This window comes from Terrabacter sp. Root181 (genome assembly GCF_001428505.1).
Lineage (GTDB): Bacteria > Actinomycetota > Actinomycetes > Actinomycetales > Dermatophilaceae > Terrabacter.
This window is the reverse complement of sequence record NZ_LMHU01000006.1, coordinates 373,153-385,063: the sequence shown is the minus strand read 5'-3', so window position 1 is coordinate 385,063 and position 11,911 is coordinate 373,153. Positions and strand designations below refer to the sequence as shown.

The following is an 11,911-nucleotide window of genomic DNA, read 5'->3' as shown; positions in this document are numbered from 1 at the left end:
CGCCCCTCGTTCGGTTGGCGCTCGAGCCCTGATCCCGCCCACCGCACCCGGCCCAGGAGGTCTTGGATGCAGAACCTCATCGACAACTTCTTCGCCTACACCATCACGGGCCTGACGATCGGCGCGGTCTACGCGCTCGTCGCGCTCGGCTACACGCTCGTCTACGGCGTCCTTCGCCTCATCAACTTCGCCCACTCCGAGGTGTTCATGTACGGCACCTTCGCGGCACTGTGGGTGGTCATGCTCCTCGGTGGTCGTCCCGGTGCCGGGGTGGGGCAGGTCATCTTCTGGGTCGCGATGATGTTCGTCGCGGCCATGGCGATGTCCGGTTTCATCGCCGTGCTGCTCGAACGGGTGGCCTACCGGCCGCTCCGCAAACGCAACGCGCCACCCCTGATCGCGCTCATCTCGGCGATCGGCGCCTCGTTCGTCCTCGCCGAGATCATGGGCCTGCGCAGCCGCATCACCAGCTGGGTCGGCCTGGACGACAACCTGCGTGACTACGTCCGCAACTCGCGCAACAACGCGGGCATGCCGACGATCATCGCGCCGCAGCCGATCTTCACGATCGGTGGCTACCACGTCACGAACGTCGACGTCTTCGTCATCGTGGGCGCCATCGCCATCATGGTCCTCCTCGACCAGTTCGTGAAGCGTTCGCGCCTCGGCCGCGGCATCCGCGCCGTCGCGATGGACCCCGAGTCCGCCGCACTCATGGGCGTCAACCGCGACCGCGTCATCCAGGTGACGTTCCTCGTCGGTGGCGTCATGGCCGGCGCCGCTGCCGTCTTCTACATGCTGAAGATCGGCATCACCCGCTACGACGCCGGCTTCATCCTCGGCGTCAAGGCGTTCACCGCTGCCGTCCTCGGCGGCATCGGCAACCTGCGCGGCGCACTGCTCGGCGGCTTCATCCTCGGACTGGCCGAGAACTACGGCTCCGCCGTCGTCGGCTCGCAGTGGAAGGACGTCGTGGCTTTCGTCCTCCTCATCCTCATCCTGCTCTTCCGACCCACCGGCCTGCTCGGTGAGTCCCTCGGAAAGGCGCGCGCATGAGCACCACGACGTCGACCCCCGCGGCACGCAAGCCGACCTCACCGGGCTTCAGGGAGCGGGTCACCAACCTGCCGAAGGCCGTCAAGATCCTCCTGTGGGTGCTCTTCGCGATCTTCCTGTTCCTCCTCCCGCTGCTCAACATCCCGTTCATCACGACCGAGGGCTCCGACTTCGGTGGCGTCCTCTTCACGGTCGCGACGTACGTCCTCGTCGCCCTCGGCCTCAACATCGTCGTCGGCTACGCCGGACTGCTCGACCTCGGTTACGTCGGCTTCTATGCGATCGGCGCCTACACCATCGGTGTGCTGACCTCGGAGCACGCCCACATGTCGTGGGTCGTCGTCGTGCCCATCGCGATCGTCATCGCCATGATCTCGGGCATCATCCTCGGTGCGCCGACCCTGCGCGTGCGCGGCGACTACCTCGCCATCGTGACGCTCGGGTTCGGTGAGATCGTCCGCCTCACCCTCGTCAACTCCGAGTGGCTGGGCGGGGCGCAGGGCATCTCCGACATCCCGAAGCCGCCCGGCTTCGAGCTGTTCGAGGTCCCGAGCATCGACTGGAGCAGCGGAGCGCCGGTCGTCGACCTCGACACGACCTCGACCTTCCTCAAGTTCGGGATCAACGACTTCGTGCCCTACTACTGGCTCGCCCTCGGCATCATCTCGCTCGTCCTGCTCTTCGACATCCTCGTCAAGAGCAGCCGGGTGGGTCGTGCGTGGGAGGCCACGCGTGAGGACGAGGACGCCGCCGAGCTGATGGGCGTGCCGACCTTCCGGTTCAAGCTGCTCGCGTTCGCCCTCGGTGCCGCCATCGGTGGCCTGTCGGGTGCGCTCTTCGCGACCAAGGCGGGCTTCATCTCGCCCGACAGCTTCCAGCTGTTGCTCTCGATCCTGTTCCTGGCAGCCGTCGTCGTGGGTGGCGCCGGCAACCGCTGGGGTGTCATCGTGGGTGCGATCGTGGTCAGCTACTTCCCGGAGCGCTTCCGTGAGTTCGCGGACTTCCGCGTGCTCGTCTTCGGTCTCGCGCTGATGCTGCTCGCGATCTTCCGCCCCCAGGGCCTGCTGCCCCCGCGGCGCACGGTCCGCGCCAAGCGGGCGGACGAGAGACAGGCCGTCCTCGAGGAAGGAGAAGCCAGTGTCTGATCCCACTCAGCCCACATCCGGCGACGACCCGACCGCGGCCGCGGCCACGCCCGACCCGGCCGGCACGAGCGCCGGCACGAGCTCGGTTCCGGTCGAGCCGACCGGAGAGCGCGCGCTCGCCGACCCGGCCGACGAGGTCACCGACATCAACCCCGAGGTCGACATCGCTCCCGAGGACATCGGTGTCCCTGTCGTGTCCGAGGGCGAGCGGCTGCTCGAGGTCGACGAGGTCACCCTCCGCTTCGGCGGTGTGGTCGCCCTCAACGAGGTGAGCTTCCACATCAACAAGGGGGAGATCCTCGGCCTCATCGGCCCGAACGGTGCCGGCAAGACGACGTGCTTCAACGTCATGACCGGCGTCTACCAGCCGACCTCGGGTGGTGTCCGCTACCTCGGCAAGCCGCTGGGCAAGCGCAAGAAGTTCCAGATCACCAAGCTGGGCATCGCGCGCACGTTCCAGAACATCCGGCTCTTCGCCAACATGACGGCGCTCGAGAACGTCCTCGTCGGGGTCGACGCCCACCACTCGACGGGTGTGGTCTCGGCGATGTTTCGCCTGCCGAAGCACCGCAGGGAGGAGGCGCAGGGCTACGCCCGCGCCCTCGAGCTGCTGACCTTCATGGGGCTCGACGGCAAGGCCGACGAGCTGGCCCGCAACCTCCCGTACGGCGACCAGCGCCGTCTCGAGATCGCGCGCGCCCTGGCCACGAGCCCGCAGCTGCTCTGCCTCGACGAGCCGGCGGCCGGCTTCAACCCGGCCGAGAAGGCCAAGCTGATGGAGCTGATCCGCACGATCCGCGACCAGGGCTACACGGTCCTGCTCATCGAGCACGACATGAAGCTCGTCATGGGCGTGACCGACCGGATCGTCGTGCTCGAGTTCGGCCGCAAGATCGCCGAGGGCTCGCCCGCGGAGATCCGCGACAACCCGGCGGTCATCGCCGCCTACCTGGGAGTTGATGAGGAAGATGCTTCTTGAGGTCAACGGCCTGTGCGTCAACTACGGACGCATCGAGGCCATCCGCGACATCAGCTTCACGGTCGAGGAGGGTGAGATCGTCACCCTCATCGGGGCCAACGGTGCCGGCAAGACGACGACGATGAAGACGGTCTCGGGACTGCGTCCGGTGCGAGCCGGCTCGGTCGTCTTCGACGGCAAGGACATCACGCACATGCCGTCGCACGAGCGGCCGGTCCTCGGCATCTCTCAGTCGCCCGAGGGCCGCGGGTGCTTCGTCGGCATGACCGTCATGGAGAACCTCGAGATGGGCACGTATGCCCGTCCGGACCGCAAGAGCAAGGCCGTCAAGGACGACCTCGAGCGCGTCTTCGAGCTCTTCCCGCGGCTCAAGGAGCGCAGCAACCAGGCCGCGGGGTCGATGTCGGGTGGTGAGCAGCAGATGCTGGCGATGGGCCGCGCGCTCATGGCCAAGCCGAAGCTGCTGCTCCTCGACGAGCCGTCGATGGGTCTCGCGCCCAAGCTGATCAAGCAGATCTTCGACATCGTGACGGAGATCAACAGCCAGGGCACGACGGTGCTGCTCGTCGAGCAGAACGCCGCCCAGGCGCTCAAGAGGTCGCACCGCGCCTACATCCTCGAGACGGGCGAGATCGTCCGCGAGGGCACGGGCAAGGACCTCGCCGACGACCCGGCCGTCAAGGCGGCCTACCTCGGCGGCGACGTCTAGGCGGGCCGTTCCGACCGACGGTCGGAACGCCGTTCCGGGCGCAGAGCGCGAGCTCCAGGAACCCGAAGGCGGGGCGTCACGACCACGGTCGTGGCGCCCCGTCCGGCACGGGTGCTCCGGGGTGTTCCTCTTCCGCCGCGGCCCTGTTGGTCGTAGTGTCTGCCGGGTGACCTCGGGGCAGGAACGGGAGGGATGATGGGTCGAGCAATGGTCTCGGTGCGGCGGGTCGACGAGGGCCTGCACTCGCAGTTCATCGAGCTGTGGATCACGCACCGGATCGAGGGTGGCACCACCCCGGAGGCGGCTCAGCGGCTGGCGCTCGACGGCACCCTGCGAAATGCCTTGCAGCGCAACAACATCTGCGCCTTCATCGCGTTCACCGACGGAAGCCCCGCCGGTTATGTCGTCCTCGCCGACTCGACCCGCAGCCTGCTCGTCGACTCACCGTGCGTGTCGATCGACATGCTCTTCGTCCACCCCGACTTCCGCCGCCAGGGCGTCGGTCGCTCGCTGCTCACGGCGGCGGGGCGCTACGCGGACCGCCAGGGCTGCGAGCACCTCGCGAGCTCGGTGCCGGCAGGGGACCGAGAGGCCAACCGCTTCTTCGCCCGCCTCGGCTTCGCCCCCGAGACGGTGCGTCGTGTCGCATCGGCCGCGACGCTGCAGCGCAAGCTGGCGGGGGAGCCGCGGCCCCAAAGGGTCTCGCTCGACCTGCTCCAGCGCCGTCGCGACCTGCGCGCCGCCCGGGCGCCGCGCCACGACCCCAAGATCGCGGGCTGAGTCCTCTCGAGGCGGTCGACCCGACGTCAGGCCCCCGGGGCCGCGTCGCGCAGCAGGCAGGTGATCCGTGACGTGCAGACGCGCCTGCCGTCCTCGTCGGTGACGACGACGTCGTAGCTGACGAGCGTCCGCCCGGCGCTGAGCAGCGTCGCCGTGCCGGTCACGACGCCCGATCGCGCGGCGCGGTGGTGCGTCGCGTTGATGTCGAGCCCGACGGCCACGCGTCCCGGACCGGCGTGGATCTGGGCGCCGATGGAGCCGAGGGTCTCGGCGAGCACGACGCTGGCCCCGCCGTGGAGCAGGCCGTACGGCTGGGTGTTGCCGGCGACAGGCATCGTCGCGACGAGGCGCTCGGGAGAGACCTCGGTGACCTCGATGTCCATCCGCTCGATGAGGGTCCCCTCGGCCATCGACCGCATGTCGTCGAGGGTCCCGCCTGCCGCCTGCGTCGAAGAGTCAGTCATGCCGGGATCGTATGCCGCCCTCCCGCGCTGCCGGTGGCCCGGTGGCCGCCGGTGCCCCGGCTCACGTCGTCGGTGGCCGCCACTAGGGTTGCCGTGTGAGCCGACTTCTCCTCCTCGACGGACACTCGCTGGCCTACCGTGCGTTCTTCGCGCTCCCGGCCGAGAACTTCTCGACCAGCACGGGGCAGCACACCAACGCCGTCTACGGCTTCACCTCGATGCTCATCAACATGCTGCGCGACGAGGAGCCGACGCACGTCGTCGTGGCCTTCGACAAGGCGCGCCAGTCGTTCCGCACCGAGGAGTACGCCGAGTACAAGGCGGGCCGGGCGCGCACTCCCGACGAGTTCCAGGGCCAGATCCCGCTCGTCAAGGAGATCCTCGACGCCCTGCGCATCAGGTACGTCGAGCTCGACGGCTACGAGGCCGACGACATCATCGCGACGTTCGCGACCCAGGCCGAGGCCAAGGACATCGACGTCCTCATCTGCTCCGGCGACCGCGACACCTTCCAGCTCGTCTCCGACCGGGTGACGATCCTCTACCCGGTCCGCGGTGTGTCCGAGGTCTCGCGGATGGGACCGACGCAGGTCGAGGAGAAGTACGGCGTCCCGCCGACCCGCTACAGCGACCTCGCGGCCATGGTGGGCGAGTCGTCCGACAACCTCCCGGGCGTGCCCGGCGTCGGCCCCAAGACCGCGGCGAAGTGGATCACCCAGTACGGCGACCTCGACGGCATCGTCGCGAGCATCGACAAGATCCCGGGCAAGGCCGGCCAGTCGCTGCGCGACCACCTCGACCAGGTGCTGCGCAACCGCCGGCTCAACCAGCTCGTCAAGGACAGCCCCGTCGGCATCGAGGTCGAGGACCTCCAGCGCACCCAGTGGGCCCGTGAGGAGGTGCACACGGTCTTCGACGGGCTCGAGTTCCGCGTCCTGCGCGACCGTCTCTTCGCCACCGTCGAGGCCGCCGCGCCCGAGGCCGAGGAGGGCTTCGACGTCGACGGAGAGCTCGTCGCGCCCGAGGCCGTGCCGGCCTGGGTGGCCGAGCACCTCGCGTCCGACCAGCGCGCCGGACTGTCCGTCGCCGGCACCTGGGCCCGGGGCACCGGCGACGCGAGCGGTGTCGCCGTGGCCGCTCCCGACGGCAGCGCCGCGTGGATCGACCTGGAGACCCTGACGCCCGAGGGGGAGTCCGCGCTCGGTGCCTGGCTCGAGGACCCCGCACGCCCCAAGGCCATGCACGACGCCAAGGGCCCGATCGAGGCGCTCGGCGCCCGGGGCTGGACGCTCGCCGGGCTGACCAGCGACACCCAGCTCGCGGCCTACCTCGTCAAGCCCGACCAGCGCACCTACCACCTCGACGACCTCGTGCTGCGCAACCTGCACCGAGAGCTGAGCGGTGCCGCGCCGACCGACGGCCAGGGCATGCTCGACTTCGGTGGCGACGCCGACGAGGTCGCGGCCCAGAAGGAGATGGTGCGGGCCACCGCCGTGCGCGACCTCGCCGACGTGCTCGACGAGCAGGTCGCCGCCACCGGGGGCGAGCAGCTGCTCGCGGAGGTCGAGCTCCCGCTCGTCGGCGTGCTCGCCCGGATGGAGCGCACCGGCATCGCCGTCGACGTGCCCGGGCTGGATTCCCTCGAGGGCGACTTCGCCGCCAAGGTCGGCCAGGCCCAGGAGGACGCGTGGGACGCCATCGACCGGCGCGACGTCAACCTCGGCTCGACGAAGCAGCTGCAGGAGGTGCTCTTCGGTCAGCTGGGCCTGCCCAAGACCAAGAAGACCAAGACCGGCTGGACGACCGACGCCGACGCCCTGTCCGACCTCTACACCAAGACCGAGCACCCGTTCCTCGAGGCGCTGCTGCGTCACCGCGATGCCGCGCGTCTGCGGGTCACGGTCGAGGGGCTGCAGAAGTCGGTGGCCGACGACGGCCGCATCCACACGACCTACCTGCAGACCATCGCCGCCACGGGGCGGCTCAGCTCGACCGAGCCCAACCTCCAGAACGTCCCGATCCGCACCGAGGAGGGGCGCCGCATCCGTGAGCTCTTCGTCGTCGGTGACGGCTACGACGCTCTCATGTCGGCCGACTACTCCCAGATCGAGATGCGCGTCATGGCGCACCTGTCCGGCGACGAGGGGCTCATCGAGGCGTTCCGCACCGGTGAGGACCTCCACAGCTTCGTCGGTTCGAAGGTCTTCGGCGTCGAGCCCGACGAGGTCACCTCGGCCATGCGCTCCAAGGTCAAGGCGATGTCCTACGGCCTCGCCTACGGCCTGTCGGCCTTCGGACTCTCCAAGCAGCTGACCATCAGCACGGAGGAGGCCCGGGGCCTGATGGACGGCTACTTCGAGCGGTTCGGCGGCGTCAGCGACTACCTCAAGGAGATCGTCGCCGAGGCGCGCGGAACCGGCTACACCGCGACGATGTTCGGCCGCCGGCGCTACCTGCCCGACCTGACGTCCGACAACCGCCAGCGCCGCGAGATGGCCGAGCGGATGGCCCTCAACGCCCCGATCCAGGGCTCGGCGGCAGACATCATGAAGGTGGCCATGATCGGCGTCGATCGTGCGCTCACCGACTCGGGCGCCAGGTCACGCGTGCTGCTCCAGGTCCACGACGAGCTCGTCCTCGAGATCGCCGCCGGTGAGCGCGACGACGTCGAGAAGCTCGTCCGCCACGAGATGGGCCACGCCGCTGAGCTCGACGTGCCCCTCGACGTCAACGTCGGCGTCGGTCACTCCTGGCACGACGCGGCCCACTGACCCCTCGCACCTGACGGCCCGGGGCGGGCTCTGACGCGGCCGCCGTCCCGTCAGAGCTGGGCGACGGGCTCCGCGGCCCGCGTATCGAGCCCGTCGAAACGGTCGCGCTGGGTCACGTCGTCACGCCGGGTGATGACGACGAGGGCGGTGAGCAGCGCGAGGTCGACCACGCACACGAGGGTGAGCAGGCCGGTCCCGGTGTGCACGAGGAGCGACCCCGCCGAGATGGCGACGAGCGCGACCCAGAGCAGCCCGATCGACCGTTGGTGTCGTCGGGCCAGCGCGCTGTAGACGAGCAGCTGGACGGCGGCGAGCACCGTGCCGACGGCGGCGAACGCCCACAGCGAGCCGGCGACCTCGGCATAGGCGCGCCCACCGACGAAGACCACGGCGACCCCGGGCAGCGCGGCCGCGACCAGGGACACGACGCCGCCCACTGCGAGGACGACGCCGAGCCCCCACAGGTGCAGCCGGTGGTCGGCTCCGTGCCGGGCCATCGCCGGGAACGCGATGACGATGACGAACTGGGGGAGGAAGAGCACAGCCTTGGAGAGGATCAGCCCGGCGGCATACAACCCGGCCTCGTGCTCGTCGAGGACGACGCGGGCGACGACGACGTCGACCGTCGACAGGGCGAAGAAGGCGAAGAGGGCGTGCGCGCTGAGGACGACCTCGCGCAGCACGCGGGAGTGCGTGCGGCCCGTGGCCGGCGTGGCCGGCGTGGTCGGCGTGCCGGCGACCGCCGTCCGGCGGAGCGCGACGGCGCCGACCGCCAGAGGGACGACCGCGGCGACGGCGATGCCGCCGAGCGTCGCCGAGAAGGGGGTCGCCGAGACCGAGATCGCGACGCTGCCGATCACGATGCGGGCCACGCCGAGCGAGACGAACACGGCGGCGAGCGGCAGCCAGCGCCCCTCACCCTGCAGGATGCCGGCCTGGCCGCCCATGACGGAGAAGCAGAACGCCGGCACCGCGAGCAGCGCCGCCGTCAGCCACGAGTCGAGGGAGAGCACCCGGGCGACGAGCGGGGAGGCCGCGAGGCACACGACGGCGAGCGCGATCCCACAGCGCACCGAGACCGCCATGACCCGCGCCTCGATGACGCCACGGTCGCCCGGAGCCGCCGCGACGCGACGGGCGCCGGTCGCCTGCAGGCCGAGCGAGACGACGTTCACGACGATGACGAGGCCGAGCATCGCCGCGAACGCGCCGTACCCGGTGGGCCCGAGACGGCGGGCCCCGATGAGGGTGAAGCCGTAGGTCGCCGCGTTCATCAGCCCGGTGGCGACAGCGATGACGAGGCCCCCACGGAGGGCGTCGCGGCGTCGCGAGCGGTCGGTCACGGGCCGAGGATAGCCCCTACCTACCCGTCAGTACGGGTCGAACGGCCCGACGTGACCGAGTCGACGCGCGACGGCGCCCAGTCGCAGACGGAGCAGCACCTTGAGGCCGACGTTGCGCAGCCACCACGGCAGCTGTGCGACGAGACGGCGACGGTCGGCGCCGCTGGGGGAGGCGACCTCGAGCAGCGCCAGGGACCCCACCCGGCCTGTGAGGCGCAGGCGCCGCGACGGAAGGACGTGGACGAGCAGGCTCGTCGTCACGCCGATGCTCGAGAAGGCGTCGTGCACGAGGCACCGGCCGTGCGGTGGAAGGTGCTCGCTCCAGCGGAGGTCGTCGCTGCACGTCCAGTAGTCGTGCTTGCCGTCGACCCAGAGCAGGTCGATGGGCTCGGACCACCGGGACCGGACGTCCTGGCTGCGGGCTGCCACGACGTCGACGACCGCGGTCACGCCGGCCTGCTCGAGGTGGGCCGCGAGGACGTCGCGGGTGGCCGTGCCGCCGTAGCGGGGGCCGTCCACGAAGGCGTCGACGGCGGTGAGCCGGCCACCCGACCGGGCGAGGGCGCGGGCGAGGACGACCGTGCTGCGCCCCTGGTGCGAGCCGATCTCGACGACGTGCGCACCGGGTGGCAGGTCGGCCGCGGCGTCCCAGAGGGCGCGAGCCTGGTCGCGGGTCAGCCAGCCGCCGATCGGGTCGGCGAGGGCGAAGGCCTCGTCGAACCCGTCGCCGCCGGGGTCTGCGGCAGCCGTGGGCGCGTCGCCGCCGATCGACTCGCTCACGAGGTGCCTCCGGGGTGTTCTAGGGTGGGTCGGCCCAGCGTAGAGGGGCACGACACCGGCATCGTGGTGAGGCGGCGCGGCCCGGTCGACGGAGGGAGGCGCATGGACCCGCGACCCCGGGCTGGTCGGCTCGTGCCGGCCGCTCTCGACCTGTGGGTCGCCGCCCTCACGGTGCTGCTCCTCTGGCCGCTGCTCACCGAGGCCGGTCACCCGCTCGCGCGGGACCTCGTCTTCACCCCGCACCAGCCGTTCCGCCTCGCATGGCTCGGCCTCGGCGACTCGCCCGCCCGCGCCGTCCCCCTCGATGCCCTCGTCGCCGCGGCCGACCTCGTCGTGGGCGGGGCGCTCCTCGCCCGGGTCGCGCTGGTCGGGATCCTCGTCCTCGCCGGGTGCGCCGCCCACCGGCTCCTGCGGGACGCCCATCCCGCATCGCGAGCGGCCGCGGCCGGCTTCGCGCTGTGGAACCCCTTCGTCGTCGAGCGGCTCGCGCTGGGGCAGTGGGCCCTGCTCGCCGCGTATGCCGCGTGCTTCGTCGTCGTCGCTGCCGCGGTCCGCCTCCGCCGCGTCTCGGAGCAGGGGAGGGGCGCCCGGACCCGTGCCGCTGCCGGGCTGCTCGTCGGAGCGGCCCTGGCCTCGATCACGCCTACCGGGGCGGTCGTGGCGGGCGGGCTCGCGGCCGTCCTGGCCTGGACGCGTGGGACGCGTCGGCTCGCCGTCGCGGTCGCCGTGATCGTGCAGCTGCCGTGGCTCGTCCCGGCCCTGCTGGGCGCCAGTGGTTCCGTGGGCGACCCGAACGCCGTGGAGGCGTTCGCGGCCCGGGCCGAGCGCCCCGGTGGCGCGCTGTGGAGCCTGCTCGGGCTCGGCGGGATCTGGGACTCGGGCTCGGTGCCACCCAGCCGTGGCGGCGTGCTCGGCCACGTCGGGACCGTCCTCGTCGTCGGCGTGGTCGCCTTCGGGTGGCCGCGCCTGCGCCGGCTGCTCCCGGAGGCGGCGCCCCGTCTCGCTGTCGCCGCGGCGGTCGGCCTCGGGCTCGCTGTGGTCGCCGCTGTGCCGGGCGGATCTGCCGGCGTGCGCCTGCTCGTCGAGAGCGTCCCGGGGGCGGGCCTGCTGCGCGACGGGCAGAAGTGGCTCCTGCCCGCGGTCGTCCTCGCCGTCCTCTCTTTCGGCGCGGTCACCGACCGGGCACTCAGGGCGGCTCGTACGCGGTCCCCGGGGCTCCTCGCCACGGTGGGCACAGCTGCGCTGCTGCTGCCGCTGGCCGTTCTCCCCGACGCCACGCGGGTCGTCTGGCCCACCGTGCGCCCGGTCGACTACCCCGTCGACTTCGCACGGGTGGCTGACGTCGTCGACGGGTCCGACGGGTCGATGGCATCGCTGCCGTGGGCCCCCTACCGCCTCTACCCGTGGGGCGCCGCCTCCGCCGTCTACGACCCTGCGTCGCGCTGGTTCGACGTCGACGTCGTCATGTCCGACCGGCTCTCCGTCGGGCCGCTGACCCTGGGCGGGGAGAGCGTCCGGTCCGCCACCGTCGGGGCAGCCCTGGCCCGTGCCGGGCAGCCCGGAGGCACGCCGGCGGCTGCCGCCGACCTGCGCCGGCTCGGCATGCGCTGGCTCCTCGTCCAGGCCGACGCCGCGACGCGGCCCGCCCTTCCCGCCGGCTACGTGGAGCGCTTTCGCGGAACGCACCTGGAGCTCTACGAGTCCGCGGATCCCGTTGCGCCGCAGCCGGATCCGGGGATGTTGCGGATCGCGACAGTGGTCGGGACGGATGCGCTCGTGGCCGCGCTCGTGCTGGTCGCAATGGTCCTCGTGACGCGCGACCGGTTCATCCGTCGGCGGGGGCTACCCGCTGGTATGCTGCCCCGGACCCAGAGAGGGAGTTGA

The 11,911-nt window shown here is 71.3% G+C and carries 10 protein-coding genes; 7 read left to right on the top strand and 3 right to left on the bottom strand.

Features of this window, described 5'->3' with window-relative positions:
* Positions 1-66: 66 nt before the first annotated feature.
* From ASD90_RS13610 to ASD90_RS13590, 5 genes are all read left to right on the top strand, one after another.
* Positions 67-1,056, top strand: coding sequence for a branched-chain amino acid ABC transporter permease (locus tag ASD90_RS13610; RefSeq protein WP_056757322.1), 990 nt, complete (start codon positions 67-69; stop codon positions 1,054-1,056).
* Positions 1,053-2,201 carry a branched-chain amino acid ABC transporter permease gene (locus ASD90_RS13605; protein ID WP_056757319.1) on the top strand — a complete coding sequence of 383 codons (1,149 nt, stop codon included), beginning with the start codon at positions 1,053-1,055 and terminating at the stop codon, positions 2,199-2,201. Before ASD90_RS13610 ends, ASD90_RS13605 begins: the two co-directional genes overlap by 4 nt.
* Positions 2,194-3,180 carry an ABC transporter ATP-binding protein gene (locus tag ASD90_RS13600; RefSeq protein WP_369793605.1) on the top strand — a complete coding sequence of 329 codons (987 nt, stop codon included), beginning with the start codon at positions 2,194-2,196 and terminating at the stop codon, positions 3,178-3,180. Before ASD90_RS13605 ends, ASD90_RS13600 begins: the two co-directional genes overlap by 8 nt.
* On the top strand, positions 3,170-3,889 hold the full coding sequence (locus tag ASD90_RS13595; protein WP_056757316.1) for an ABC transporter ATP-binding protein: 720 nt from the start codon (positions 3,170-3,172) through the stop codon (positions 3,887-3,889). Before ASD90_RS13600 ends, ASD90_RS13595 begins: the two co-directional genes overlap by 11 nt.
* Positions 3,890-4,081: 192 nt before the next feature.
* Positions 4,082-4,669, top strand: coding sequence for a GNAT family N-acetyltransferase (locus ASD90_RS13590; protein ID WP_056757311.1), 588 nt, complete (start codon positions 4,082-4,084; stop codon positions 4,667-4,669).
* 26 nt (positions 4,670-4,695) lie between these two features.
* On the opposite strand, the gene ASD90_RS13585 is transcribed toward ASD90_RS13590, so the two are convergent.
* Positions 4,696-5,133, bottom strand: a complete 438-nt coding sequence (locus tag ASD90_RS13585) for a PaaI family thioesterase (protein ID WP_056757309.1) — start codon at positions 5,131-5,133, stop codon at positions 4,696-4,698.
* Positions 5,134-5,228: 95 nt separating this feature from the next.
* Between ASD90_RS13585 and polA the strand changes: the two genes are divergently transcribed.
* Positions 5,229-7,904, top strand: a complete 2,676-nt coding sequence (polA, locus tag ASD90_RS13580; RefSeq protein ID WP_056757306.1) for a DNA polymerase I — start codon at positions 5,229-5,231, stop codon at positions 7,902-7,904.
* Between the two features lie 50 nt (positions 7,905-7,954).
* Here the strand turns inward: polA and ASD90_RS23580 are convergent, their stop codons facing one another.
* Both ASD90_RS23580 and ASD90_RS13570 read right to left on the bottom strand, forming a co-directional pair.
* Positions 7,955-9,247 carry a lipopolysaccharide biosynthesis protein gene (locus ASD90_RS23580; RefSeq protein WP_056757302.1) on the bottom strand — a complete coding sequence of 431 codons (1,293 nt, stop codon included), beginning with the start codon at positions 9,245-9,247 and terminating at the stop codon, positions 7,955-7,957.
* A gap of 27 nt (positions 9,248-9,274) precedes the next feature.
* Complete coding sequence (locus ASD90_RS13570; protein WP_082588719.1) at positions 9,275-10,027, bottom strand: class I SAM-dependent methyltransferase; 753 nt, start codon at positions 10,025-10,027, stop codon at positions 9,275-9,277.
* Positions 10,028-10,129: 102 nt separating this feature from the next.
* Between ASD90_RS13570 and ASD90_RS13565 the strand changes: the two genes are divergently transcribed.
* Positions 10,130-11,911, top strand: coding sequence for a hypothetical protein (locus ASD90_RS13565; RefSeq protein ID WP_056757299.1), 1,782 nt, complete (start codon positions 10,130-10,132; stop codon positions 11,909-11,911).

Bases quoted from the DNA above. Each gene is read 5' to 3' on its own strand.
- ASD90_RS13585 (WP_056757309.1), bottom strand. From the start codon at position 5,133: ATGACTGACTCTTCGACGCAGGCGGCAGGCGGGACCCTCGACGACATG.
- ASD90_RS13605 (WP_056757319.1), top strand. From the start codon at position 1,053: ATGAGCACCACGACGTCGACCCCCGCGGCACGCAAGCCGACCTCACCG.
- ASD90_RS13565 (WP_056757299.1), top strand. From the start codon at position 10,130: ATGGACCCGCGACCCCGGGCTGGTCGGCTCGTGCCGGCCGCTCTCGAC.
- ASD90_RS13595 (WP_056757316.1), top strand. From the start codon at position 3,170: ATGCTTCTTGAGGTCAACGGCCTGTGCGTCAACTACGGACGCATCGAG.
- ASD90_RS13610 (WP_056757322.1), top strand. From the start codon at position 67: ATGCAGAACCTCATCGACAACTTCTTCGCCTACACCATCACGGGCCTG.
- ASD90_RS13590 (WP_056757311.1), top strand. From the start codon at position 4,082: ATGATGGGTCGAGCAATGGTCTCGGTGCGGCGGGTCGACGAGGGCCTG.